At 64.8% G+C, this 25,532-nt stretch carries 23 protein-coding genes; 14 read left to right on the top strand and 9 right to left on the bottom strand.

The window, feature by feature from the left end; translation table 11 throughout:
- Positions 1 to 91: 91 nt before the first annotated feature.
- From DLM85_RS02895 to aroQ, 3 genes are all read right to left on the bottom strand, one after another.
- Positions 92 to 655 (bottom strand): MarC family protein, encoded by a 564-nt coding sequence (locus DLM85_RS02895; protein ID WP_111477483.1) that lies wholly within the window; start codon positions 653 to 655, stop codon positions 92 to 94.
- 243 nt (positions 656 to 898) lie between these two features.
- Positions 899 to 1,963, bottom strand: a complete 1,065-nt coding sequence (locus tag DLM85_RS02900; protein ID WP_111476554.1) for an aminotransferase class V-fold PLP-dependent enzyme — start codon at positions 1,961 to 1,963, stop codon at positions 899 to 901.
- Positions 1,964 to 2,091: 128 nt separating this feature from the next.
- Positions 2,092 to 2,544: a type II 3-dehydroquinate dehydratase gene (gene aroQ / locus DLM85_RS02905; RefSeq protein WP_111476555.1), complete on the bottom strand. Its 453-nt coding sequence runs from the start codon at positions 2,542 to 2,544 to the stop codon at positions 2,092 to 2,094.
- A gap of 228 nt (positions 2,545 to 2,772) precedes the next feature.
- Here aroQ and DLM85_RS02910 point away from each other — a divergent pair, with 228 nt between their 5' ends.
- The 3 genes from DLM85_RS02910 to DLM85_RS02920 all read left to right on the top strand — a co-directional run bounded on the left by DLM85_RS02910 (position 2,773) and on the right by DLM85_RS02920 (position 5,127).
- Entirely contained in the window at positions 2,773 to 3,363 is a 591-nt protein-coding gene (locus tag DLM85_RS02910; protein ID WP_111476556.1) for a Riean_0653 family protein, read from the top strand.
- Positions 3,364 to 3,579: 216 nt separating this feature from the next.
- Entirely contained in the window at positions 3,580 to 4,485 is a 906-nt protein-coding gene (gene xerD, locus DLM85_RS02915) for a site-specific tyrosine recombinase XerD (protein ID WP_111476557.1), read from the top strand.
- Between the two features lie 138 nt (positions 4,486 to 4,623).
- The gene (locus DLM85_RS02920) at positions 4,624 to 5,127 is read left to right on the top strand and encodes a hypothetical protein (RefSeq protein WP_133256856.1); all 504 of its coding nucleotides are present in this window, start codon (positions 4,624 to 4,626) and stop codon (positions 5,125 to 5,127) included.
- A gap of 123 nt (positions 5,128 to 5,250) precedes the next feature.
- Here the strand turns inward: DLM85_RS02920 and DLM85_RS02925 are convergent, their stop codons facing one another.
- A complete protein-coding gene (locus DLM85_RS02925; protein ID WP_111476559.1) occupies positions 5,251 to 5,673 on the bottom strand; it encodes an STAS/SEC14 domain-containing protein in 423 nt (140 codons plus the stop codon).
- 101 nt (positions 5,674 to 5,774) lie between these two features.
- Between DLM85_RS02925 and DLM85_RS02930 the strand changes: the two genes are divergently transcribed.
- The 9 genes from DLM85_RS02930 (at position 5,775) to DLM85_RS02970 (ending at position 17,558) form a co-directional block, all read left to right on the top strand.
- A complete protein-coding gene (locus DLM85_RS02930; RefSeq protein WP_133256857.1) occupies positions 5,775 to 7,499 on the top strand; it encodes a DUF6044 family protein in 1,725 nt (574 codons plus the stop codon).
- A gap of 199 nt (positions 7,500 to 7,698) precedes the next feature.
- On the top strand, positions 7,699 to 10,707 hold the full coding sequence (locus tag DLM85_RS02935) for an FtsK/SpoIIIE family DNA translocase (RefSeq protein WP_111476561.1): 3,009 nt from the start codon (positions 7,699 to 7,701) through the stop codon (positions 10,705 to 10,707).
- A gap of 114 nt (positions 10,708 to 10,821) precedes the next feature.
- Entirely contained in the window at positions 10,822 to 11,469 is a 648-nt protein-coding gene (gene lolA1, locus DLM85_RS02940; RefSeq protein ID WP_111476562.1) for an outer membrane lipoprotein periplasmic chaperone LolA1, read from the top strand.
- A 116-nt stretch (positions 11,470 to 11,585) separates the two neighbouring features.
- Positions 11,586 to 12,125: a hypothetical protein gene (locus tag DLM85_RS02945; RefSeq protein WP_111476563.1), complete on the top strand. Its 540-nt coding sequence runs from the start codon at positions 11,586 to 11,588 to the stop codon at positions 12,123 to 12,125.
- Between the two features lie 34 nt (positions 12,126 to 12,159).
- Positions 12,160 to 13,467, top strand: coding sequence for a DUF2851 family protein (locus DLM85_RS02950; protein ID WP_111476564.1), 1,308 nt, complete (start codon positions 12,160 to 12,162; stop codon positions 13,465 to 13,467).
- Positions 13,464 to 14,744: a hypothetical protein gene (locus tag DLM85_RS02955; protein WP_111476565.1), complete on the top strand. Its 1,281-nt coding sequence runs from the start codon at positions 13,464 to 13,466 to the stop codon at positions 14,742 to 14,744. The genes DLM85_RS02950 and DLM85_RS02955 overlap by 4 nt, the downstream gene beginning before the upstream one ends.
- Before the next feature lie 87 nt (positions 14,745 to 14,831).
- Positions 14,832 to 15,464, top strand: coding sequence for a NeuD/PglB/VioB family sugar acetyltransferase (locus DLM85_RS02960; protein ID WP_111476566.1), 633 nt, complete (start codon positions 14,832 to 14,834; stop codon positions 15,462 to 15,464).
- 113 nt (positions 15,465 to 15,577) lie between these two features.
- Entirely contained in the window at positions 15,578 to 16,534 is a 957-nt protein-coding gene (trhO, locus tag DLM85_RS02965) for an oxygen-dependent tRNA uridine(34) hydroxylase TrhO (protein WP_111476567.1), read from the top strand.
- Positions 16,535 to 16,685: 151 nt separating this feature from the next.
- Complete coding sequence (locus DLM85_RS02970; RefSeq protein ID WP_111476568.1) at positions 16,686 to 17,558, top strand: nucleoside phosphorylase; 873 nt, start codon at positions 16,686 to 16,688, stop codon at positions 17,556 to 17,558.
- A gap of 248 nt (positions 17,559 to 17,806) precedes the next feature.
- Here DLM85_RS02970 and DLM85_RS02975 read toward each other — a convergent pair whose 3' ends face one another.
- Both DLM85_RS02975 and DLM85_RS02980 read right to left on the bottom strand, forming a co-directional pair.
- Positions 17,807 to 18,106: a hypothetical protein gene (locus tag DLM85_RS02975; protein ID WP_111476569.1), complete on the bottom strand. Its 300-nt coding sequence runs from the start codon at positions 18,104 to 18,106 to the stop codon at positions 17,807 to 17,809.
- Positions 18,107 to 18,217: 111 nt separating this feature from the next.
- Positions 18,218 to 19,234 (bottom strand): aldehyde dehydrogenase family protein, encoded by a 1,017-nt coding sequence (locus DLM85_RS02980; RefSeq protein ID WP_111476570.1) that lies wholly within the window; start codon positions 19,232 to 19,234, stop codon positions 18,218 to 18,220.
- 175 nt (positions 19,235 to 19,409) lie between these two features.
- On the opposite strand from DLM85_RS02980, the gene DLM85_RS02985 reads away from it, so the two are divergent.
- Positions 19,410 to 19,760, top strand: a complete 351-nt coding sequence (locus tag DLM85_RS02985) for a 4Fe-4S dicluster domain-containing protein (protein ID WP_111476571.1) — start codon at positions 19,410 to 19,412, stop codon at positions 19,758 to 19,760.
- Between the two features lie 244 nt (positions 19,761 to 20,004).
- On the opposite strand, the gene DLM85_RS02990 is transcribed toward DLM85_RS02985, so the two are convergent.
- Positions 20,005 to 21,225, bottom strand: coding sequence for an adenine nucleotide alpha hydrolase family protein (locus DLM85_RS02990; protein WP_133256858.1), 1,221 nt, complete (start codon positions 21,223 to 21,225; stop codon positions 20,005 to 20,007).
- Positions 21,226 to 21,286: 61 nt separating this feature from the next.
- A complete protein-coding gene (locus tag DLM85_RS02995; protein ID WP_111476573.1) occupies positions 21,287 to 22,249 on the bottom strand; it encodes a carbon-nitrogen hydrolase family protein in 963 nt (320 codons plus the stop codon).
- A 234-nt stretch (positions 22,250 to 22,483) separates the two neighbouring features.
- On the opposite strand from DLM85_RS02995, the gene DLM85_RS03000 reads away from it, so the two are divergent.
- Positions 22,484 to 25,114 (top strand): valine--tRNA ligase, encoded by a 2,631-nt coding sequence (locus DLM85_RS03000; RefSeq protein ID WP_111476574.1) that lies wholly within the window; start codon positions 22,484 to 22,486, stop codon positions 25,112 to 25,114.
- 77 nt (positions 25,115 to 25,191) lie between these two features.
- On the opposite strand, the gene DLM85_RS03005 is transcribed toward DLM85_RS03000, so the two are convergent.
- A complete protein-coding gene (locus DLM85_RS03005) occupies positions 25,192 to 25,410 on the bottom strand; it encodes a hypothetical protein (RefSeq protein WP_111476575.1) in 219 nt (72 codons plus the stop codon).
- Positions 25,411 to 25,532: the final 122 nt, after the last annotated feature.

A 25,532-nucleotide genomic window follows, 5' to 3' on the forward strand; every position in this document is an offset into this window, starting at 1 on the left:
AATGTGCAGGATGTGAAAATGCCGTTCTGTCGGTTCGTCACATCAACTCATTATTCACATTCATCCTCATTTCCCACCTTCCGCACATTATTTAAAAATTCTGTTTGAACAGCTTGATGGCAATGGCCAGCAGGATGACGCCGAACACGCGGCGCAGGATGTCTTCGCCGGCCTGCCCGAGCTTGCGCTCAATCCAGTGGCTGCTTTTGAGCACCAGGTACACGAACACGAGGTTCACCACGATGCCCACCAGCACGTTCGGCAGCGAGTACACGGCCCGCAACGAGAGCAGCGTGGTCATGGTGCCGGCGCCCACGATGAGCGGGAAGGCCAGTGGCACGATGGAGCCGGTGCCGCTGGCGGTAGGGTTGTGGCGGAAAATCTGCACGCCCAGCACCATTTCCAGCGCGATGAAGAAGATAATCAGCGAGCCGGCCAGCGCAAACGAGGCCAGATCGACGCTGAACAGGGCCAGAATGCTCTGCCCCAGGAACAGGAACACCACCATGATAACGCCGGCCACCAGCGTGGCCACTTCCGAGTTGATGCGGCCCTCGCGCTGGCGGATCTGGATGATGATGGGAATCGAGCCCAGAATGTCGATGATGGCAAACAGGGTCAGCGTCACCGACGAAATCTGCTTCAGCGAGAACAGGGTGGCAAAGTCAGGCATAGTTGAACGACCCGTTTAGAGCGTCGTATCTGAACGTCATGTCGAGCGAAGGCGAGACATCTCGCGTGCGTCGTTGAACGACTACAAAAGAACGTCCTGCTGAGCGTAGTCAAAGCATTTCTACCGCTTCGCTGAGGGGCGCATCAGCGAGGCGGCACGCGGGATTGGCTACGCCTTGCTTCGGCCCCCCCCGACTTCGCTCGGCACGACGCCCTGGTGGAAGAATCAGGCCGCCGACACCGCGCTCAGCACCTGCAGCAGCTGGTCGAAGGCCACGTCGGGCAGGGCGGGGAAGTTGGCAATGCGGAAGGTGCTCTTGGCCCAGTGGCCGTAGCCGCTGCCCAGCGTGAGGCCGGCGGCGGCGGCGCGCTTCTTGGTCTCCTCAATGAGGGCCGGGGCGGCCTGCACGGCTACCACGGTGGTGGAGCGCGTCTCGGGGTTCTGCACCAGGGGCTGAAACTGCGGGTGCTCCTCCAGAAACTGGTACAGCCGCTGGACCCGCTCGCGCAGGTGCTGGTCGATGGCCTTGATGGGGCCGCGGTCGAGCAGCACGCGGCAGAGCAGGTAGATGGCCAGCACGTTGGGCGTGTGCGTGGTCTGGTGGTTGAGCATCTTCTCGTACATGCTCACCAGCGAGTTGTAGTGGCCCTTCTCGCCGATTTCGCGGGCGCGGGCAATGGCGCGGGGCGAGCAGATGAGCAAACCCAGGCCGGCCGGCATGCCGAAGCACTTCTGCACCGAGCCGTACCACACGTCGGCCTTGATGTGCTTGAGATGAATGCCCGCCAGCGAGGAAGTGACGTCGACGCAGAGCAGGGCGCCGGTCTGCTGGCAGCGGTTGAAGAGGTTGAGCACGGCCCCGTCGCGCAGCTGGGTGGCGGTGCTGGTTTCGTTCTGGGTGATGCAGACCAGGTCGGCGTCGGCGGGGATGAGGCTGGCGTCGGGCACTTCCTCCAGGCCGAACTGGTGGCCCGAGCTGGCCGGATGAATGGCCTGGGCGTAGTCCAGCCACTTCTCGCCGAAGCTGCCGTTGTAGAGGTGGAAGCTGCGCTGCTTGGTCAGGCTCTGGGCCAGGATTTCCCAGCACTCGGTGGCCGAGCTGGTGAAGAACACGAAGTAGTCCTGCGGGATGTTGAGCTTGGTTTTCAGCTCGGCCACCGTCTGCCGGACCAGGGCCGTAAACCGCTCCCCGCGGTGCGGGGCCGAGAGCCAGCCCTCGTCGAAGGCGGCCGTGAGGTACTGCCGAATGGCCGGGTATACCTGCGACGGGCCGGGATTGAATGTATACATAGGTGCGAAAGGCTAGGAGAGGAGCGGCAAAGGTAGACCGGGGAGTTGAACGGATAGCTAACGGATAACAGGAACGGATTCGTGCCGGCGGTAATACTAGCCGATGACAGCACCGGCCGTCGGCTCGGTCAATTCCCCGATTTAAACCCCACCCGCCGGGGGCGCTGGTTCTGGAAGTACTGCAGGGCCAGGCGGTAGCTTTCCAGCTTGAAGCCGCTGATGGAACCCACGCAGTGCCGCCCGATCAGGCTGCGCTGGCGGAACTCCTCGCGGGCCGCCAGGTTGGAGAGATGCACCTCGACGACGGGCGTGTTGATGCCCGCAATGGCGTCGGCCAGGGCCACGCTGGTGTGGGTGTAGCCGCCCGCGTTCAGCACAATGCCGTGGTAGGCGAAGCCCACCTCGTGCAGCTTGTCGATGAGGGCGCCCTCGTGGTTGCTCTGGAAATGCTCGATGGCGAAGTCGGGAAAGGCTTCCTGCAGCTCGGGCAGGTAGTCCTCGAAGGAGCGCGTGCCGTAGATGCCCGGCTCGCGGCGGCCGAGCAGGTTCAGGTTGGGGCCGTTGATAATCAGAATTTGCATGGGGCGAAGATGCAGCGCGGACGGCGGTTTAACTAACCCGCCGGCCCAACCCATCGGGCCCGTCACCGGCGCGGGCGTCGGGTCTACCCCAAACCGGCGTAAAAACTGCTTTGCAGCGCTGCCGGGCCTGATTTACTCGCGGGCCGGGCCCCCGGAAGCGGGCGTTGTAAAGTCAGACCACCCGAAGATGTGATTTGGGCCCGGCGCCGGCCGCCGTACCTTGGTGCCATGAATCTGCCCGCCCCGCGCCTGCGCCGTACGCTCCTGCTGCCCCTGCTGACCTTGGCCCTGCTGGGGAACAGTAGTTGCAAAAAAGTCGCCGACGCCATCAAGCCCAAGCTGCCCGCTGAAACCCAGGAGGGCAAGGGCACCTTCGGCTGCCTGCTCGACGACAAGGTGTGGCTGCCGCAGTCGGACCACACGCTGCTGCCCCCGCTGCACCCCGACTACAACCCCGGCAGCTTTACCCTGCGCGCCTCCGACGACCACGACGACGCCCCCGGCTGGGAGGAATTCAACCTCGCCGTCAGCGCCCCCGACATCGTGCCGGGCACCTACGCGCTGGGCAACGGCTTCACGGCCAGCTACTGGCGCCGCGACAACGACGGGGCCAACATGGAAACCTTCACCGCCGGGCCCGCCGACCAGGGCCAGCTCATCATCACCAAGGTGGAGCACCGCACCCGCACCGGCTCGCTCACCGGGCAGGTGGTGCCCTACACCATCGTGTCGGGCACCTTCGCCTTCACGGCCACCTCGGCCACCGGCGGCAAAATCCGGGTGGAGTCGGGCCGCTTCGACGTGGACCCGGCCGATTAGGCTGCCGTCCGGCTGGTGCCGGTTTAGCCGCGCCGCGGCGTAACCGGTGCCGACCATCAAGCCGGATTGCAACCTGCGTCGAACGGGCCGGCAACGAGCCGAATAGATATCCAGGTGCTGCACGCAGGCTGAAAGCCTGCCCGAAGCCAGGCGCCGGTTTCGCCACTTGGGGCGGCTAAACCGGCGCCGGCACGTTTCCGAGCTACCTTTACAGGTATGGCGCTTACCTGGAACCTTGCCCTGAAACAGTTTGAAGGCTACCTGCGGCTGGAAAAGTCGTTGTCGGGCCACTCCATCGAGGCCTACGTGCGCGACGTGGACAAGCTGCGCCAGTACCTGGAAATCCGCAAGCTGCCGGCCCGGCCCGAGCAGGTGACCAGCGGCATCGTCCGCGACTTTCTGGCCTGGCTGAGCGAGCTGGAGCTGACGGCCAATTCCCAGGCGCGCACCCTCTCGGGCCTGCGGGCCTTCTACAAGTTTCTGCTCATCGAAGACCTGGCCCAGCAGGACCCCACCGACACGGTGGAGTCGCCGAAGCTGGGGCGCAAGCTGCCCGACACGCTCAGCTACGAGGAAATCGAGCAGCTGCTGGCGGCCATCGACCTGAGCACCAACGAGGGCACCCGCAACCGGGCCATGCTGGAAGTGCTGTACTCCTCGGGCCTGCGCGTGTCGGAGCTGGTAGGGCTGCGCCTCTCGAATATGTACGTCGACCAGGGCTTTGTGCGGGTGATGGGCAAGGGCTCCAAGGAGCGCCTAGTGCCCATCGGGCGCGACGCGCTCAAGCACGTGGGCCTGTACCTGGAAGGCGTGCGCTGCCACCTCGAGGTGCAACGCGGCTCCGAGGACATCATCTTCCTGAACCGCCGCGGCGGGGCCCTCTCGCGGGTGATGGTGTTCAACATCATCAAGGACACCGCCGCTAAGGCCGGCATCGACAAGGTCATCAGCCCGCACACCTTCCGCCACTCCTTCGCCACCCACCTCATCGAGGGCGGGGCCGACCTGCGCGCCGTGCAGGAAATGCTCGGCCACGAGAGCATCACCACCACCGAAATTTACACTCACCTCGACCGCGACTACCTGCGCCAAGTCATTACCGCTTTTCACCCGCGCAGCTGAGCAGCGGCTGGTTATTGGTTTAATGGTATTTTGCTTGAAATTATTTGGATATAATATGTAGTATTTTATCTTTCCAGCCTCTAGCAGCTGTTTTGCCTGCTGGCATCTGCAGCCTGGTGTTTCCTTGTTCCAACTGCCATGAATCGTCTGTCCATCTTGCTGACTTGCCTGCTGGTACTGATGCTGACGCTGCCCGGTCTGGCCCAGAAAACCAAACGCACCACCCTAAAAGCGGGCACTCTGGTGGTGCTCGAAACCAGCAACCCGCTCTCGTCAAAGGACGCGCAGCTGGGGCAGAGCGTGACGCTGCGGGTGAAATACGACGTGATGATAAACGGCCGGGCCGTCATCAAGGCCGGCGCCCCGGGCAGCGCGCAGGTAGTAACGGCCGAGCAGCGCAAAGGGCTCGGCAAGGAAGGCAGCCTGGCCATTCGCCCCACGGTGGTGCAGGCCGTCGACGGACAGATGATACCGCTGACAGGCAGCGGCGTGGGCCAGAACGGGCAGGACACCAAGGGCGGTACCATTGCGCTGGCCGTGGTGGTCAGCCCGCTGTTTCTGCTCAAGAAGGGCAAGGACGCCACCATTCCGGCTGGCTACGAAATGCAGGCCACGGTGGCTACTGAATCGGTTATTCAGTAGCCGCGGAGGCGCGCAACGTTGCAAAGCCCGGTCAGCCGATCGGGTTTTTTTGTTGACGGCACCAATCGGGCGGTCGAGGGACACGTCGCCAGACGGCGCCCCCCTGTGCTAACGTCAGGCGTCCTATCGCAAGGTGAGCTGCTGGCTGCGCAACCAGTGCCGGGCTTGGTCCAGGTCGTCGAAAATTTGCAGCTCGAACTGTTCGCCGAAGGGCCGCCGGGCCGCCACATCGGCCGTGGCGGCGAGCAAGTACGGCGGTGTGACGTGGGCTACGTAGCGCAAGCCCAGCTGCGTAGCCGTCGGGGCCCAGATGTGCTCCAGCCACGCCGTCGAATCGAACCAGGGCCCGGACTGACGGCTGTTGTCGTTGAGCAGGCAGGGCGAGGGGAAGTGGCGCAGGGAGGATAGGTAGGCTTCGGCGCCGCGCTCGGCGTCATCGGTGGGCACGAAGCCCTCCCAGGCAGCATACAGCCACCGGTCGACCGGGTCGTGGTGAATGGAGCAGTACACTTGTTCGCTGCGGTTGTACAGGTCTTGCAGGCGCATAAGGCGAGGATAGGATGTAAAAATGGAGAATTGGCAGCTGCTTTTGTATTTAAGCGTGCTACTCGCGAAAAGGTTGGCTTCGGCTACGACCTTTGCGCCGCATGAGTGCCCCGACCCCGCCCGTTTTCCACCGTCCCGTGCTTTGGGCGCTGCTGGCCCTGCTGCTGCTGTGGCTGCCCATCCTGCTGCGCGGCGCCGATAGCTACGTCATCCTCGACGACAACCTCGACGCCGAAGTAAGCGTGCCGGTGCTGCTGCACCGCTTTGGCGTGGCCCTGGACTACCGCCCCGAGGCCACCATTCCAGCCATTATGAACGGGCTGCCGCGCAGCGCCCAGCGCCCGGGGCTGAACGTGACCGTGGGCCTTTTCAGCCTGCTGCCCCCGCTGGCCGCCTACTGGACCAACGACCTGCTGGTGCGCGCCACGGCCCTGCTGGGCCTGTACCTGCTGCTGCGCCGCTACGGCCTGCGCCGTCCGCAGGACCGCCCGCTGGCCGCCGCCCTGGCCCTGGCCTGGGCCGTGCTGCCGATGCACTCGATGTACGGCCTCTCGGCCCTGGGCACGCCCTGGCCCGCGCTGGCTTTGCTGAACCTGCGCGCCGGCCGTGGCCGGTGGCACGACTGGCTGACGCTGGCCCTGTTTCCGCTCTGGTCGATGTTGGTGCTGGCTGGCTTCTTCCTGCTGGCCGGCTTCGGCCTGCTGCTGCTGGCCGACCTGCTGCGGAGGCGCCGCCTGCCGCTGGCCGCCTGGGGTGGGGTAGGGGTGCTGGCCCTGGGCTACGTGGTGGTGGAGTGGCCCTTGCTCAGCAGCACGCTGCTACGGCCGCAGTTTGTGCCGCACCGGGTGGAGTTCCGGCTGGCCGAGCTGACGCCCAAGGGCCTGAAAGCGGGCATCCTCAGCTCCTGGCAGTACTTTATGTGGGGGCAGTACCACGCCAGCCGCTTCTTCCGGGGCATCATCCTGCTCACCCTGCCCGTGGCCGCGTGGTGGCGCTGGCGCCGCGCCGAAACCGACCGGGGCTGGGAAGCCGGCACGATGAGCGCCCTGGCGGGCCTGGTGCTGCTGGCCGTGTTCTGCGGCTTCTACCCGCAGCTGATGGGCCCGGTGCAGCGCCTGGCGCCTTCGCTCGGTGCCTTCAACCTCAGCCGCTTTCACTTCCTCACCCCGCTGCTCTGGTTTGGCCTCTGGGTGCTGGCGCTGCGGCAGCTGCCCGCCGGCGGGCTGCGCACCGGCCTGGTGACGCTGCAGCTACTGCTGGGCCTGGCGCAGAATCCCGAGTGGAGCCAGAACCTACGCCGCTGGGCCGGCCGGGCCGATGCGCACGAGCCCAGCTGGCAGCAGTTTCTGGCCCCCGAGCTGCTGACGCGGGTGCGCCAGCGCCTGGAGCAGCGCAGCGGGCAGCCCGCCGCCCGCTGGCGCGTGGCCTGCCTGGGCTTGCCGCCCGCCGTGGCCCAGCTCAGCGGCTTCTACACCCTCGACAGTTACCAGAGTACTTACCCGCTGAGCTACAAGCACCGGTTTCGCCCGCTGATTGCCGGCGAGCTGGCCCGCAGCCCCGAGCTGCAGCGCTACTTCGACGACTGGGGCAGCCGCTGCTACCTGTTCTCGGCCGAGCTGGGCCGCCACTTCCGCGTAGCCCGCCGCGACAGCCTCACGGTGCAGCACTGGCGCTTCGATGCCGCGGCTTTCCGGCGGCTGGGCGGGCGCTACGTGCTGTCGGCAGCGCGGCTGGCGCGGCCGGCGGAAGCGGGGCTGCGGTCGGTGGGCTATTTCACCGGGCCCGGGGCGTACTGGGGTTTGTATATTTATGAAATGATTGAATGAGCGAATGACTGGATGACTGCGCAACGAGCAGGCAAGACAGAGGCCGTATCAGCGTTGATGACGCAGGAGAAGCAGCCGGTGGGCTAAGAATTTTAGCCGCGCAACTGCCTGACGTTCCGGCTGAAATCAATCATGCAGTCAGTCAATCATTCCCGCATTGTCCTCCAACCCCGTAATTTCGGCCCTTTAGTGCGTCTGAATGGCAAAGAATACCTACAAACCCGCCAGCGGCCCGGCTCCCCGCGCCACGAACGAACCCCGCCCGGCGCGCAATCAACCGAAGGCTGAAGCCGCCCCGGCCCCGGCGCCCCCCCGGGAGCCGCGCCGTCCGGCCGCGCCCGCCGCGCCCAAAGCCCCGCGCAAGCCCCTGAAGCTGCCCAACTTCGGCGGCGCCCTGAGCTTTTTGCAGGACCGCCGCTTTCAGCTGTTTGCCGGCTTTTTCTGCCTGATTTTCTCGCTGTTCCTCACCATTGCCTTCTTTTCCTACCTCTTCACCGGGCACGCCGACCAGAGCGTGGTGGAGGGCATGGGCCAGACCACGGTGAAGGAAGCCGGGCAGGAAACCGGCAACTGGCTGGGCCTGATGGGCGCCTGGCTGTCCTACAAGCTGATTCAGCAGGGCTTCGGCATTGCCGCCTTCGCCCTGATTCCGGTAGCCTTTGCCGCCGGCTACAAAATCGTGTTCCGGCGCCAGGAAGTCTCGCTGAGCTTCGTGACGGCCGTGTGCCTTTTCGCCATGCTCTGGCTGAGCATGCTGCTGGGCTACCTGGTGCTGACGCTGCAAACGCCCGGCACCGACCCGCGCGCCGCCCACAGCCTTGACTTCCTCTGCGGCCGCGTGGGCTACGAGGCCGCGCTGTGGCTCGACAGCCTCATCGGCTGGGGTACGGTGCTGCTGCTGGCCTTCCTGCTGATTTCCTTCGTGGTGGGCTTCTTCAACGTCACCACCATCAACCTGCCCCGCCGCGGCGCTGGCCTGGACGACGAAGATGAGCTGGAGCCCGCCGTGGCCGCCCAGTCGGGCGTGAACCGCCCGGCCCGCCCCGTGGTGGCCGCAGCCGACGACAACGACGAGGACGAGGAGCCCGACAGTGACCTGGGCTTTACCGTGCGCAACGTTGGACCGGTGGCCGAGGTGCCCAGGCCCGCTGCTACGGCGCCCGTCGTCGAAACCCGCCCCGCCGGGAAGCCGGAGCCCGCCCCGGCGCGCCCCAGCCTGGCCCTGACGGTGGAAGGGGAGGACGACACGCCGCCCTGGGAAGTCAGCCCGGCCGCGGCGACGGGCAGCGTGGCTACGGCCGCTGCCTCGCTGGCTATGGGCGGATTGAGCACCGCCGCTACGGCTCCGGCCGTTGCCGCCACGGCCGCTACCACGACGGCCGCGGCCCTCAGCGCCGGCCCGAGCTTCTCCATCGAAGCCCCGACGACCGAACCGGTGGCGGCCCCGACGCCGCGCGTGTCCAACGTGCCCACGCCGCTGTCGTTGGCCGACCTGACCGATGATAATGCGCCGCTGCCCGCGCCCACGACTGCAGCTACGCCCGCCAAAGGCCCGGCCTTCGAGGTGGAAGTAGCGCCTGAGCCGGAGCTGCGCATCGAAAAAGCTCCCGCCGGCGAGCTGGACCCCTCGGCCGGCGCCGACATGGCCGTCATTTCGGAGGAAGACGAGGACGCCGAGCAGATGCCCAACGTGAACTACGACCCCACGCTGGACCTCTCGCGCTACCAATACCCCACGCTGGAGCTGCTCAACGACTACGGCGTGCCCAAGGCCCAGGTGAGCAAGGAGGAGCTGGAAGCCAACAAGGACCGCATCGTGGAGACGCTGGGCCACTACGGCATCAACATCGCCTCCATCAAAGCCACCATCGGCCCCACGGTCACGCTCTACGAAATCGTGCCCGACGCCGGGGTGCGCATCTCGAAAATCAAGAGCCTGGAAGACGACATTGCGCTGAGCCTCGCGGCCCTGGGCATCCGCATCATCGCCCCGATTCCGGGCAAGGGCACCATCGGCATCGAGGTGCCGAACACCAAGAAGGAAATGGTGTCGATTCGCTCGGTATTTGCCACCGAGAAGTTCGCCCACACCGAAATGGATTTGCCCATTGCCTTTGGCCGCACCATCACCAACGAGGTGTTCGTGGTCGATCTGGCGAAGATGCCCCACCTGCTGATGGCCGGGGCCACGGGCCAGGGTAAGTCGGTGGGTTTGAACGTGATTCTGGCCTCGCTGCTCTACAAGCGCCACCCCGCCCACCTGAAGTTTGTGCTGGTCGACCCGAAAAAGGTGGAACTGAGCATCTTCAACAAGATCGAGCGGCACTTCCTGGCCAAGCTGCCCGACACCGAGGAGCCCATCATCACCGACACCAAGAAGGTGGTGCACACGCTCAACTCGCTGTGCATGGAAATGGACCGGCGCTACGACCTGCTCAAGGACGCCGGCTGCCGCAACCTGAAGGAGTACAACCGCAAGTTCATCGAGCGGCGGCTGAACCCGAAGAAGGGCCACCGCTTCATGCCCTTCATCGTGCTGGTCATCGACGAGCTGGCCGACCTGATGATGACGGCCGGCAAGGAAGTCGAGACGCCGATTGCGCGCCTGGCGCAGCTGGCCCGCGCCATCGGCATTCACCTGATTGTGGCTACGCAGCGGCCTTCGGTGAACGTGATTACCGGCATCATCAAGGCCAACTTCCCCTGCCGCATCAGCTTCAAGGTGACCAGCAAAATCGACTCGCGCACCATCCTCGATGCCGGCGGCGCCGACCAGCTGGTGGGCCAGGGCGACATGCTTATCTCGCAAGGCTCCGACATCATCCGGGTGCAGTGCGCCTTTATCGACACGCCGGAGGTGGACCGCCTCTGCGACTTCGTGGGCGAGCAGCAGGGCTACCCCGATGCCTACCTGCTGCCCGAAGTAGCCGGCGCCGACGGCGACTCCGGCGGCGGTGACTCCGATTTCGACCCCACGGACCGCGACTCCATGTTCGAGGAAGCGGCCCGCGTCATCGTGCTGCACCAGCAGGGCAGTACCTCGCTCATTCAGCGCAAGCTCAAGCTGGGCTACAACCGCGCCGGCCGCCTGATCGACCAGCTGGAGCACGCCGGCATCGTGGGGCCCTTCGAGGGCAGCAAGGCGCGGGAGGTACTTATTCCGGACGAATACGCTTTGGAACAGTTGTTGAATACGCTTCCCAAGTAAGCCGCCTGCGACCTGCGAACTGACAAAATGAAGATTCCGGGAGCGTTTTTAAACAATCCCGCGTTTTGTACGTCTCATAGGCGCAGTTCCTTTCCGAACTCCCCCCATTCTCCCATGAAAAAAATTATTGCCCTGCTGGCCCTGGCCGCTTCGTTTGTACAGCCAGCCGCCGCGCAGCAGGACCCCAAAGCCGGCAAGATTCTGGACCAGATGAGCGCCAAGTACCAGGCCATGAAGGCGTTCAAGGCCTCGTTCACCCAGACGCTGGAAAACCAGACGGCCAAGGTGAAGGAAAACATGAGCGGCGACATTCTGGTAAGCGGCACCAAGTTTCGCCTCAAGGTCAACGGCCAGGAAGTCATCAACGACGGCAAGACCATGTGGGCCTACATGAAGTCGGAAAACGAGGTGAACATCTCGGAGTACGACCCCTCGGACGACCAGGAAATCAATCCCTCGCAGATTTACTCGCTCTACAAGAAGGGCTACAAGTACACCTACGCCGGCACTACCAAGGAAGGCGGCGTGACCTGCGACGTGATTGAACTCTCGCCCGAGGACCACAACAACCAAGTGTACAAAGTGCGCCTGAATGTGAGCCAGGCCGATAAGTCGGTGAAGAGCTGGAAGATGTTTAAGAAGAACGGCAACCGCTACACCTTCGCCATCAAGAAGTTTGAGCCCAACGTGCCGGTGGACGCCACCACCTTCACCTTCGACAAGGCCAAGTACAAGGGCGTGAAGGTCATTGACCTGCGCTAAGCCTTCGGCTGATGCTACCTGCGGCCCGCTTCTGCCATTTCGGCGGAGGCGGGCCGCGGTGTTTTTGTGCGGCCGAATGTGTAGCTTATCGGCAGATTTAAGCCAATATTTTACCAATGACCTATCAATCCGACCGACAGTTTGTAACTACTTCTATCTGGCTGATGCGCATCTATTTTGGCACCGCCGCTCTGTTGCTGACAACGACTGTTATTTTCCTCCTGGGTGCCGTGGTAAGTGAAAATTGGCCCGGCGCACTAGGGCTAGTGCTGTTTGGCGGGGCCGCTCTGGGCTTCGGCTGGCTCAGCACCCGGTTGGCCCAAGTCGCGCTGACCCCGGGCGGCATCGAAGTCCGGCGCCTGTTCGGGCGCGAGGTAAAGGAGCCGGGGGAATTCGACCGGGTGGAAGCATTCGGCTCACTAATCAGGATTCATTTCCAAGACGGCGGGAAAGTGTATGGTATGTCTAATTCGCTGTTCGTCAGGGAAATGATGCCGGAATTATATTACCAGGCGGCGGATGCGGAGTGGGGATTAGGGAACAGCGTGCCGGGTATGCGCGACCAGGCGGCCGCCCTTGTGCTGTTGCGCGAGCGGGACGATATAGCGCTGATAAACCAGAAAATTCGTGCGTGGGTGCCGGCCCGGCAACAGTAACTGAAGCAGTTGTATTCTATTATCCTTATCCGCTATGCAGGAAGATTTTCTCCACTACGTCTGGCAGCACCAGTATTTCGACAAAGCCAGCCTGCGCACCGAACAGGGCGAACCTATCGTAGTGCTTAAGCCCGGTTTTCGCAACGCCGACGCCGGCCCCGACTTCCTCGGCGCCCGCCTGATGATCGGGGAGGTGGAGTGGAACGGCGCCGTGGAAATTCACCTGCGCGCCTCCGACTGGCACCGCCACCAGCACCAGACCGACCGGAAGTACGACCAGGTAATCCTGCACGTGGTGCACGTGGCCGATCAGCCCGTGCGCCGCACCGACGGCAGCGAGGTGCCCGCCCTGGCCCTGCAGCCGCGCTTGGTGCCCAGCCTGCTCTACGCCTACGAAGCGCTGATGGCGGCCGACAACCCGCAGCTGCTGCCCTGCGCCGGCGCCCTGCCCACCGTGCCCGAGGTGACGCGCCTGATGATGGTGGAGCGGGTGCTGCTGGAGCGCGTGGAGCAGAAAGCGGCCGCGGTGCAGGAGCTACACGAGCGAAGCGGCCACGACTGGGAAACCACGGCCTGGCAGGTGCTGGCCGCGGGCTTCGGCTTCAAGAAGAACACCGAGCCGCTGACCCGCTTGGCCCAGGCCCTGCCGCTGCCCGTGCTGCGCCGCCACCGCCACGAGCCGCGCCAGACCGAGGCGCTGCTGTTCGGGCAGGCCGGGCTGCTGCCGGCAGCGGCCGAGGCTCCGGATGCGTATTGCGCCGAGCTGCGCCGCGAGTACGATTTCCTGGCCCACAAGTACGGCCTGCACCGCACCGCCCTGGCCCCGCACGAGTGGAATTTCCTGCGCCTGCGGCCCGCCAACTTTCCCACGGTGCGGCTGGCCCAGCTCGCCGCCCTGGTTCAGGCCCAGCCCCGCCTGTTTCAGCCCCTGCTCGATGCGCCCGACGTGCCCACGCTGGAGCGCATGCTACTGGCGCCGGTGGGGGCGTATTGGCAGCGGCACTACCGGCCTGGGGTGGCGGCGGCCAAGGTGCCGGCGCTGGGCCGCAGCAGCGCCCACCTGCTCATCAGCAATGCCGTGGTGCCCCTGCGCGTGGCCCACGCCCAGAGCCTCGGCGACCGGGAAGGCGTGGAGGCGGCCGTGGAGCTGCTTACCCAGCTGCCGCGCGAGCAAAACAGCGTGCTGGCGCCCTACGAAGCTCTGCGCTTCCAGCACCGCAGCGCGGCCGACTCGCAGGGGCTGCTAGCTTTGCAGCGCGGCTACTGCCAGCCGCGCCGCTGCCTGCAATGCGCCATCGGCAGCCGCATCCTCCAACGCAACGTGCCCCCGTCCGCTTCGTGAAGCTTCTGCTCCTGCTCGTTGCCAATGCTGCCGTGCTCGGGGGGCTGTACCGCTGGCTGCGGGCCCAGCGCCGTCTGCCGGGCTTAGGCTACCTGGTGGTGCCTACGCTGGCGCTGCGGCTGCTGGCCGGCGCGGTCAGCACCATCCGCCCCACCGACGACGCGTGGTACTACCACCTCTGGTCGGGACAAATGGCCGCGCAGCTCTGGGCAGCGCCGGACCAGTGGCTGCAGATGCTGACCACCGACGAGTTTCATTTCGGCGAGCGGCACCTGGTCTTTCACGGCTATTCCAACACCTTCTTCTTCATGAAGCTGCTGTCGGCCTTCGGCTGGCTGACGGGCGACTCGTTGCTGCTGCAGGCGCTGTACCTCTCGCTGGCGGCCTTCGGGGCGTGCTGGACGCTGGTGCGCGTGCTGAGCCAGCTGTTTCCGGGCACCCGCGGCGCGGCCGTGGTAAGCCTGCTGCTCTGGCCCTCGGCGCTGTACTGGTCGAGCGGGGTGACCAAGGAAAGCCTGCTGCTGGCGGGCAGTGCCCTGCTGCTGGCCGCGGTGCTGCTGCTGCTCTACGGCCCGGTGGGCACCCGGCGCTGGGGGTGGGCCGCGGGGGCGCTGCTGGGCACCTGGCTGAGTTTTAAGATGCGCTTTTTCTTCGGCGGGGCGCTGCTGGCCCTGCTGCTGGCCCTGGCGGCGGTGCATTTCGTGAGTCAGCTGGGCGGGCCGCTGCGGCGGCGCCGCTGGCAGGCGCTGCTGCTGATTGGGCTGCTGGCTGCGGGGGCCTGGGGCGCGGGCGAAGTCAGCCCGGTGTTTCGCTTCAACAAGTTCGCCAGCCAGCTCACGCGCACCTATTCGGCCCTGCGGCAAAAGTCGCTGGGGCGGCCGCACGTGGCGCTGCCCGAGCTGGCCCCCACGGCCGAAAGCATCCTGCGGCACACGCCCAAGGCCATTGCCAGTACCTTGTTCCGGCCCTTCGCCTGGGAGGGCGACACCGTGTTTTACGGCTTCGCGGCCCTCGAAAACCTGGGGCTGCTGCTGCTGGCCGGCCTGGCCGCCGCGGACTGGGCGCGCCGCCGCGGGGCGCCGCTGCCCTTTTTGGTGGCGCTGGTACTGGTGCTGTATTGTCTGCTGATGGCCGCGCTGGTGGGCCTGAGCACTCCGAACCTCGGCACGCTCAGCCGCTACCGGGCGCCGTGGCTGCCGCTGCTGGTGTACCTGCTGCTGGCCCAGCCCACCGCCGCCGGGCTGCTGCGGCGCCTGCGCATCCTCACACCGGCTTAAGGCCGGACCACGTTTTTCCGCCCCCGGTGCCGTATCTTTGCGGCTTAGCGCGCCCCGCCGCGGGTGCCATTTCCCGAAGATTCGCGCATGGAAAATCCCGTAATCATCCTTGGTGCCCAGACCGTCGGCACCGCCGCCCTCGACGCCTTCACCAGCAACGACGTGGTGGTGTACTGCCTACTCGACGACAACCCCAAGCTCAAGGACACCGACCTGCACGACGTGCCCATCATGGGCGCCACCGACGACGAGGAGATGCTCAAGCTGCTCGGCAAGAAGTGCGAGGTGTTCGTGGCCACCGAAGACACGGCCTCGCGCAAGGCCCTGACCAGCATGCTGCGCCAAGAGTACGAGCAGGTGCCCGTCAACGCCATTCACCGGGCCGCCAGCGTCTCGGAGCACGCCTGGCTGGGCCACGGCAACCTGATTTCGGCCGGCGCCGTCGTCGCCTCCGATGCCAAAGTGGGCAACGGCTGCCTGCTCGGCGTACGCTCCGTGGTCGACGTGCGCGCCCAGCTGGCCGACTACGTGGTGGTGGGTGCCGGCGCCATCATCAACGGCGACGCTGAAATCGGGGAGCAGGCCTTCATCGGCTCGGGCGCCGTGGTGGTGTCGGGCGTCAAAATCGGCGCCAAGGCCCGCGTGGGCGCCGGTGCCGTGGTGGTGGCCGATGTGCCCGCGAACCAAACGGTATTCGGCAACCCGGCGACGAAGGTTTAAGACCTAGTTCTGGATTATGAATGCTGAATTATTTCAGCGCCCGCAGTGTAGCAAAACGACTGCCCAAACGGCCAATTCATAATTCAGAATTCATCATTCAGAATTAAGAGAGAATGGATTTCCGCGTCCTGCTGTACTACTGCTACACGCACCTGCAAGACCCCGAGGCCTTCCGCGAGGAGCACCACCGCCTGTGCCTCAGCCTGAACCTGCGCGGCCGCATCATCGTGGCCGAAGAGGGGCTGAACGGCACCGTGTCGGGCACCGTGGCCGACTGCGCGGCCTACATGCAGGCGGTGAAGGCCGATCCGCGCTTCGCGGCCTTGGAGTTTAAGGTGGAGGAGGCGCCGGCGCACACGTTCCAGAAGCTGCACGTGCGCGTCAAGCCCGAAATCGTGCACGTGGGCCTGCCCGCCATCAAGCCCTACGAGCGGACCGGCGTGCACCTCTCGCCCGAGGAGTTTCGGCAGATGAAAGACCAGGACGACGTCATCGTGCTCGACGTGCGTTCCGACTACGAGCACCACCTCGGCCGCTTTAAAAACGCCGTGACGCTCGACATCGGCAACTTCCGCGAGTTTCCGGACAAGGTGGAGGAGCTGCGCCAGTACCAGGACAAGAAAATCCTGACCTACTGCACCGGCGGCATCAAGTGCGAAAAAGCCTCGGCCTTCCTGCTGGAGCAGGGCTTCGAAAACGTGTACCAGCTGCACGGCGGCATCATCAAGTACGGCCTCGAAGCCGGCGGCGAGGATTTTGAGGGGAAGTGCTACGTCTTCGATGGCCGCGTGGCCGTCGATGTCAACACTGTCAATCCCACGGTGGTGGCCCAATGCATCAGCTGCGGCCGGCCCGATGAGCGCATGGTCAACTGCGCCAACCCGCACTGCAACGCCCACGTGGTGCTCTGCCAGACCTGCGCCGAGCAGCGCGAAGGCGCCTGCTCCGACGCCTGCCAGCAGCACCCCGACAAGCGCCCCTACGACGGCACCGGCAACTACCCGAAAGCCAGCAACCACTACAACCCCGAGCAGGGCCTCTCGTCGTACCGCGCGCCGGTGCGCTCCTAAGCGCCGCGCGTCGAAGTCTGTTACCGGAATGTTACCAAAAAGCCCGGCCGCGGCCGGGCTTTTTTCGTTTTTTACCCGACGTTTGTCGGGCCGCCGTACAAGTTGCGGCCTTGTTCTTTCCCCACTTTCTCTCACCCGAACCCCTACTGCCATGCCGATACCTTCGTCGGAGCTCATCCTGAACCGCGACGGCAGCATCTATCACCTGAACCTGCTGCCCGACCACATTTCCGACACCATCATCACCGTCGGCGACCCGGACCGCGTGGCGCTGGTCAGCCAGCACTTCGATTCCATCGAGACGCAGGTCAGCAAGCGCGAATTCGTGACCCACGTGGGCTACTACCGCGGCAAGCGCCTCACCGTGGTGTCCACCGGCATCGGCACCGACAACCTCGACATCGTGCTCAACGAGCTGGACGCGCTGGTCAACGTGGACTTCGTCACCCGTGAAGTGTGCCCCATTGAGGAGCGCATCAACCTGCGCATCATTCGCGTGGGCACCAGCGGCGCGCTGCAGGCCGATATTCCCGTCGGCTCGCACCTGGTGTCGGAGCACGCCGTGGGCCTGGAGTCCTTGATGCAATTTTACCCGCTGGTGGAAACCGGCGCCGAAATCGAGTTTGCCACCGCCGTGCAGAAAGCCGTGGGCCTCGACTACCGCCCGTACTGCGTGCTCGGCTCCGACCTGCTGCGCGAGCAGCTGGGCGAGGGCATGATTACCGGCAACACCGTCACCTGCCCCGGCTTCTACGGCCCGCAGGGCCGCGCCCTGCGCCTGCAGCCGCGCTTCCCCGACCTGATTGAGCGCCTCGGTCAGGTGCAGTACAGCAACGCCGAGGGCACCTTCCGCCTAACCAACTTCGAGATGGAAACGGCCGGCTACTACGCCCTGGGCCGCATGCTGGGCCACGAAGTGGTGTCGCTGAACGCCATTGTGGCCAACCGCGTCACCGGCGAATTCGCCGACAACGCCGACCAGGTCGTCAACGACCTGATTGCAAAGACGCTGGAACGGCTGTAAACCGAGTAACGGCCGCGCTGGCCGTCATTGCGAGCGAAGCGAAGCACCCGTAGGAAGGCGTAGCCAATCTTCCTTCTCGCGGCACGACGGTACAAGAAGCACTAACCCGAAACAGCACCGCCCGAAACCAAGTAACTCTGGTTTCGGGCGGTGCTGTTTTCGGCTTCTGCCAGTTGTGGCGGCGGTGCTAATAGAGGAAAGGTTGCTTCGCTTCGCTCGCAATGACGGCCGGTGCTACCGTCGGCCACCTAATAGAAATCAAACCCGATGATGGCGTGAATCGGGAGGGTGACGCCGGCTTTGAGGGTGAGGTAGCTTTCGTGCACGCCCCAGACGGTGGTTTGCACGCGCTTGGTCAGACCGTCGACGGTTTTGAAGTAGATGTCGAGCTTGCCGTGGTCGTTGTTGCCGAGGGCGCAGGCGCGGTCGGCATCGAAGCGGCGCAGCTTCTGCTCTTCGGGGGTGGAGAGGACGTCTTCGTGCGGGAAGTGGAGGGTCGGAATCGTTTCCTTGGCAACGGTTTCGGCCGATTCGGTGACGACTAGCATGGGTGTCAAATCGGAAGGTTCGGTAAGCGGGGAACAAACAACCGTGCCAAAAACGGCGCGGCCAGTGAAGACCGCGTGAACGTCGACATAATGCGGACGCGGCTGAGCTTTCTACGCCAACGACGCCAAAAAGGCCATGGTATCCACCCTGTCGGCGTACTCGCCCACGCCCGGCTGCTGGGCCTGCCCGGCCGGCACGCTGCCCGGGTACCAGCCGTGCACCGACACCACAACCTGCGTTTTATCGGCCACGTCGGCCAGCTGCTGGCGCAGGTCCTGCTCGTCCTGGTACTCGCTGAAGTGCAGCACCGAAATGGGGGAGACGAGCTGCATGCTCTCGGTCAGCAGCATAAAGCCGTTGTCGAGGTGGGGCACGCGGTTGACCAGCAGCAGGCTTTTCTGGTAGTCGTAGTTGTTGTGGTAGCGGTTGTGGTTGTCCACCGCCTCCCAGCTCTGCATCGAATCGAGGAAGGGCGTAAAGTCGTAGCCGGCGGGCACCAGCAGCTTGGCCACGTTGCGGCAGCCCAGGCCGTAGTAGCGAAATATATCGGGCCCGAACTGCGCCAGCTCCTCGCGCGGCTCCAGCCCGGCCAGCACCCCGATGCTGGAGCGGTTGCGGCGGATCAGGTGGGGCTTTTTGCTGAAGTAGTATTCGAAGTAGCGGGCGGTGTTGTCGGAGCCGGTGGCAATGAAGGCATCGGCCTCGCGCAGCATGTCCACGAACCGCAGCTGCGCCTCGAAGCGCGGCTCGATGTCGAGCAGCTGCTGGCCCACCCAGCGCAGCAGGATGTTGTCGTCCGAGGAGAGCTTGGCCAGCAGGATGTGGCCGCTGAGCAGCACGCAGAGCAGGTCGTGGAAGCCCACCAGCGGAATGTTGCCGGCCATGACCACGCCCACGCGGCGCGGCTCATGCTGGGGCTCGGGCGGGTACCGGGCGGCCCAGGCGGTGAGCGGCTCGGCGTCGAGCAGGGCGGCCACGCCTTGGAAGGCGGCGCGCACGTTGGCTTCGTCGAACCAGGGGTTGTGGTTGCGGGCGCGGGAAGCCAGCGAGTACAGCTCGTCGTCGGAGAGGGTGCGCAGGCGCTGGCCCAGGCGGATAAAGGCGGCGAGTCGTTCGGGGTGAGTCATAGAAGAGGAAAAGCGGGAAAGCGGGGCGAAAGTTCGCAAGAAAGCGCCGCCGGTACTACTTTTGCCCGGCTATACGCACCCCAGCGGCGCCGGCCGCCGCCGACTTAAGTTAACCTGCGGCCCCCGCCCCTGCGTATCAGGCTACACACGACCTCTCAACTGACGACCTACGGCCATGGCCATCATGATTACCGACGAGTGCATCAACTGCGGTGCCTGCGAACCGGAATGCCCCAATAACGCCATTTACGAGGGCGGCGCCAACTGGCGCTGGGCCGACGGCACCACCCTGAAAGGCACCGTCGACGTCGACGGCGGCAAGCAGGTGGACGCCACCGCGCCCCAGACGCCCGTGTCGGACGAGTACTACTACATCGTGTCGGACAAGTGCACCGAGTGCGTGGGCTTCCACGAAGAGCCCCAGTGCGCCGCCGTCTGCCCCGTCGACTGCTGCGTGGACGACCCCGACTACCGCGAAACCCAGGAGCGCCTGCACCAGAAGAAAGACTGGCTGCACGTCGCCTGAGCACGGCGGCTTACCCCGCACGCACTGCGAGGCGTAGCCATTCCGCGCAGCAAGCGGCGTCAATCGGTCCTGGCCAGCGTGCCGACCAAAAAGAAGCACCGCCCGAAACTGCAGATGCGAGTTTCGGGCGGTGCTGTTTTCGGCTTCTGCCAGCGGTATCGGCTGACCTGAAACTAGGACCGATTGACGCCGCCTGCTGCGCGGACTATCCTTTGTCCTCGCAATGATTGCGGAGTGGAACGTCTTACGTGCCGCAGTTGAAGTACTTGTCGTAGGCCGATTCGGGCAGCAGGCGCAGCCGGCTGGCCAGCTTGATGGGCCAGCGCAGCAGCCGGATCAGCCCGTAGTTGTTGGGGTAGTCGCGGAAGGTCTTCACCGGGGCCGCCACAATCTGCTCAAACTCCTCCCGGCTCAGGCCCAGGCGCTTGATGCAGAGGTTGATGACCTTCTCGTCCTCGATGGCGTTGACGTGCCGGCAGCGCTCCAGTGCCTGCGCGCGCGACATCTGTCCCGAGCGCACCAGGGCGGAGTAGTTGAACAGGCGCCGGTCGATGTTGAACTTGACGCGGTTCAGGTAGTAAATGACGCTCTGGTAGAGGTCGTCGAAGTAGTGCGCGCCGGGGTTCACCCAGTCCAGTTCCCGCTCCAGCAGCGCGTCGACTTCCGCCCGCACGTAGGGCAGGTGGTAGAGCAGCGTGACGGTCTTGATGCCGCGCAGCACCGTGTAGTAGAACATTTCCTTCACGTCCAGGTGAAAGCCCGGGTCGTTGGGCGCCCACTTGCGCAGGGGTACCGTACCGAACTGCCGGTGCACCGCCTTCAGGTACTTCCCGTCGAGGAAGTTCCACGACAGAGGCGCAATGCCCTCGGTGCGAAACGACTGCCCGATGATGATGCGCTGCACGCCTTCCTTGGCCGCCACCCCGTACAGGGCCGTGGCAATGCCGATGTCGGTGCCTTCCTCGATGTCGGGCGTGGAGGCCTTCAGGAAGGCAATCTTGAGGTCTTTCGACTCGCGCCAGTCCGAGGTGATGGTGCGCAGCTCCACGCCCAGCTTGCGGCAGGCCTTCACCATGTTTTCGCCGGCCACGGGGTTGCCGAAGCCGTCGTTGAAGTGCACGGCCAGGGGGCGCAGGCCCAGCTGCACCACGCAGTACCAGAGCGTGTAGCTGCTGTCGCGCCCGCCGCTTACGCCCAGCACGCAGTCGTATTTGCGGCCGCGGCCGAGGCGCTTCATGTCCTCGGCGGCGCTGCGCACGTAGGCCTCGCCCGCGGGCCCCAGCGGGTTGTCGCGGTCCAGCTTGTCGTGCAGCTCGCAGAAGTTACACTCCCCGGTGTGGGGGCGAAAGCGGATGCCTGGCACCGTGGTATCCATTATGCACCGCGTGCAGCACTGGTAGCCCGGGTGGGGGGCCGGCTGGTCGATGGGTGAGTCGACGGTGGCGTTAACGGGGGAAGTGGGCATTGAGTACTGCTGTGGCAATAGGCGAGGGGTGAGGGCGGCGGGTGGGAGGAGAAAGGAGGAGTTAGGCGGGGTTGGGAAGCTCATCGAAGCGGTAGCCGAGGCGCTGCAGCCGGGCCGTAATGGCCGTGCCGCGCTCGGGGCGCTGGGGGCGGGGCAGGTCGGCCACAATCAGCTCGCCGGCAAACTCGTTGAATTTGCCCTGGGCCTTGATGCCGTCGGCCGCCACGGCCAGCGAGCAGCCGACGCTCTTCTTGCCCTCGTAGGGCCCGCCCACGATGTAGCCCACCGAGGTGGTGCCCACCACCACCACGTTGTAGTAGGAAGCCAGAATCTGGTAGGGCTTGATCCACTTTTCGCGGTACGGGTCGTCTTCTTCCGTGACGGAGTAGTCTACCGTCCACGACGAGGGCGAGAGGATGATTTCGGCGCCCATGCGGGCCAGGGTGTGCCCGATGGGTAGCCCGTCGATGTAGTTGTCGGCGCAGATGTTGAGGCCCAGCCGGCCCAGCGGCGTGTCGATGACGTTGAGCGTGGTGCCGACTTCGTAGAACGGCTGCTCAACGGTGAGCAGGTTGATTTTGTGGTACTTGAGCAAAATGTCGCCCGCCGGGCTGATGAGCACCGCCGCGTTGTAGACGCGGCCGTCGGCGGCGCGCTCCGTCAGGCCGGCGCACACGTAGATGCCGTGGCGGGCGGCTTCCTGGCAAAGGATATCGGAGAAGCGGCCCGGAATGGGCTGGGCTTCGGTGAGGGCGCTGGGGTGCGTCCAGGCAAAGTCCAGGGTTTCGGGCAGCAGCACCAAGTCGCAGCCCTGCTCGGCGGCTTCGGCTATCATGCGGGCGGCGCGCTCCAGGTTGCGCAGCGGCTCACCGCCCTCCACCAGCAGCTGCCCCATGCCGACGCGGATGGAACCCGAATGGGCGGTGTTGGGGGGAAGTATGGGCTGGGGCGGGGGGGCCGGGGCGGCCACGGCAGCGGCCGGCGCCGGGTCTGTTTTCTTCCAGCGGCTGAACAAAGGCGGCATCAGGTAATGGAAGGAAGTTGGCGAATGGGCAGGTTTTGCTACCTAAAAGTACGCCACCGCCGTCAAATCTAAACCAGCTTTGAGTGGGGCAGGTTGGCAAAACTACTATTCTTAGGAGCGTTCAATATTAAAGCTGGATTAAATGCAAGGGCCCGGCACATGATTAACGTCAGGAGTTCCGGCGCCGCCCCGAAATGCCTATTTTTGCCGATTCCGAACCGATTTCCCCTCACTATGTCCATTCCAAAGACCTACCAGCCCGCCGAGGTAGAAGACAAGTGGTACCAGCGCTGGCAGGAGCAAGGCTTTTTCACCTCGAAGCCCAACCCGCGCAAACCGGCTTACTCGGTGGTCATTCCGCCCCCGAACGTGACCGGCGTGCTGCACATGGGCCACATGCTGAACAACACCATTCAGGACGTGCTGGTGCGCCGCGCCCGCATGCAGGGCAAGGAAGCCTGCTGGGTGCCCGGCACCGACCACGCCTCCATCGCCACCGAAGCCAAGGTGGTGCAGATGCTCAAGGAGCGCGGCATCGAGAAAAAGGACCTCACCCGCGAGGAATTCCTGAAGTACGCCTGGGAGTGGAAGGAGAAGTACGGCGGCATCATCCTGGACCAGCTCAAAAAGCTTGGCGCCAGCTGCGATTGGTCGCGCACGCGCTTCACCATGGAGCCCGAGCTGACCGAGGCCGTGCTGCGCGTGTTCGTGGACCTGTACCGCAAGGGCCTGATTTACCGCGGCATCCGCATGGTAAACTGGGACCCGCTGGGCCGCACCGCCATTTCCGATGAGGAAGTAATTCCGAAGGACACCATGGCCAAGATGTACCACCTGCGCTACCCGATTGTAGGCCGCGAAGGGGAGTTCATCACCGTGGCCACCTCGCGCCCCGAAACCATCATGGCCGACGTGGCCGTGGCCGTGAACCCCCTCGACGAGCGGTACCGGCACCTGCACGGCGCCAAGGTGCAGATTCCGCTGCTGGGCCGCGAAATTCCGGTGATTCTGGACGAGTACGTGACCATCGAGTTCGGAACCGGCGCGCTGAAGGTGACCCCGGCGCACGACCTGAACGACTACGAGCTGGGCGTCAAGCACAACCTGCCGGTTATCGACATCCTCGACGACGCGGGCTTCCTCAACGAGAAGGCCGTGCTCTACGTGGGGCAGGACCGCTTTGCCGCCCGCCGCACCATCGTGAAGGACCTCGACGAAGCGGGCCTGCTCGCCAAAGTGGAAGAGTACGCCAGCATCGTGCAGACCTCGGAGCGCACCGGGGCCGTTATCGAGCCGCGCCTGTCGATGCAGTGGTTCCTGAAGATGGCCGACATGGCCGGCCCCGCCCTGGCCGTGGTGGAGGATGACCGCGTGAAGCTGCACCCGCCCAAGTTCAAGAACATGTACCGCTCGTGGATGGAGAACGTGCGCGACTGGTGCATCTCGCGGCAACTGTGGTGGGGGCAGCGCATCCCCGCCTACTACCTGCCCGACGGCACCTTCGTAGTGGCGCTCAGCGACGAGGAAGCTCTTCAACTGGCACGTGAACAGAGCGGCAACAGCGGGCTGCAGCTTAGTGACTTGCGCCAGGATGAAGACGTGCTCGATACCTGGTTTTCGTCGTGGCTGTGGCCCATCTCGGTGTTCGACGGCTTCAAGGACCCGGACAACGCCGACGTCAACTATTACTACCCCACCGACGACCTGGTCACGGCCCCGGAAATCCTGTTTTTCTGGGTGGCCCGCATGATCATGGCTGGCTTGGAGTACCGCCAGGACGTGCCCTTCCGCAACGTGTACCTCACGGGCATCGTGCGCGACGCCCAGGGCCGCAAGATGAGCAAGAGCCTGGGCAACTCGCCCGACCCGCTCGACCTCATTGCCCAGTACGGCGCCGACGGCGTGCGCACCGGCATGCTGTTTTCCTCGCCCGCCGGCAACGACCTGCTGTTCGACATCAAGCTGGTGGAGCAGGGCCGCAACTTCACCAACAAGCTCTGGAACGCCTTCCGCCTCACCCAGGGCTGGGAGGTGGACGCGGCGCTGCCCTTCGCCAACGAGCGAGCCACCGAGTGGTTCCAGGCCAAGCTGCAGGCCGCCCTGGCCGAGCTGGACGAGCACTTCGCCAAGTTCCGCATGTCGGACGCGCTGATGACCGTCTACAAGCTGGTGTGGGACGACTTCTGCTCGGTGTACCTGGAGATGATCAAGCCCGCCTACCTGGCGCCCATCGACGCGGAAACGCTGCGCCGCACCACCGGCTTCTTCGAGCAGCTGCTGAAGCTGCTGCACCCCTTCATGCCCTTCATCACGGAGGAAATCTGGCATCACCTGGCCGAGCGCGGGCCCAAGGACTACCTCTGCGTGGCGCCCTGGCCCAAGCAGCAGCCCGTGGCCAATGGCGCCGAGCTGCTGAGCCGCATGGAAAAGGCGCTGGACGTTGTGGGCGGCGTGCGCACCATCCGCAACCAGAAGGGCCTGGGCCCGAACAAGCCGCTGACCCTGGCCGCCAAAACCGACGACGCCCAGCTGCTGACGGACTACGAGGGCATCCTACGCAAGCTGGCCGGCCTGACGGAAATCAGCGTGGTGGACGCCGCGCCGGCCGCTGCCGTGGGCTTCGTGTCCGGCGGCGGCGAGTTCTTCGTGCCGATGGAAGGCCAGATTGACCTCGGCGCCGAAAAGGAGCGCCTGAGCAAGGAGCTGGAGTACGCCCAGGGCTTCCGCGGCTCGGTGCTGCAGAAGCTCGGCAATGAGAAGTTCGTGCAGAACGCCAAGCCCGAGCTGGTAGAGAAGGAGCGCCAGAAGCTGGCCGACGCCGAAGCCAAAATCACGGCCCTGGAGCAAAGCCTGGCTGCGCTGTAAGCTGCCGACTCGCCGCTACAAGCAAAACCGGCTGCCTTCCGCAAGGAGGGCAGCCGGTTTTGCTTTTGTGGCGCGGGCTACTCCTGCTCGCCCGGAATCGGCTGGCCGGCGGCGGCGGCCTTCTCGCGGGCTTGCTCCGTCAGCTTGTTCTGCAGCTGAAAGGTGACCTGCCCGCAGTCCTCCAGGCGCTGCTTGGTCAGGGTCAGCTCCCGCTCGGTGGCGGAAAGGCGGATGTAGAGGTAAACAATCAGCGCCAGGGAAATAACCAGGGCGCCGAGCGTGATGAAGTTCTTCATAACCAGTTGTAAAACAAAAAGAAAAGCCCGTCGGGTTGACGGGCTTGTTCAGGTAGCGCGAACGTTCAGTTCGCGTAGGCTGGCACGGTAGGCGGCTGGCGAAACCGTGCGGGCATACGCGA

Origin of the sequence: Hymenobacter edaphi, assembly GCF_003258365.1 — a bacterium.
Classification (GTDB): Bacteria; Bacteroidota; Bacteroidia; order Cytophagales; family Hymenobacteraceae; genus Solirubrum; species Solirubrum edaphi.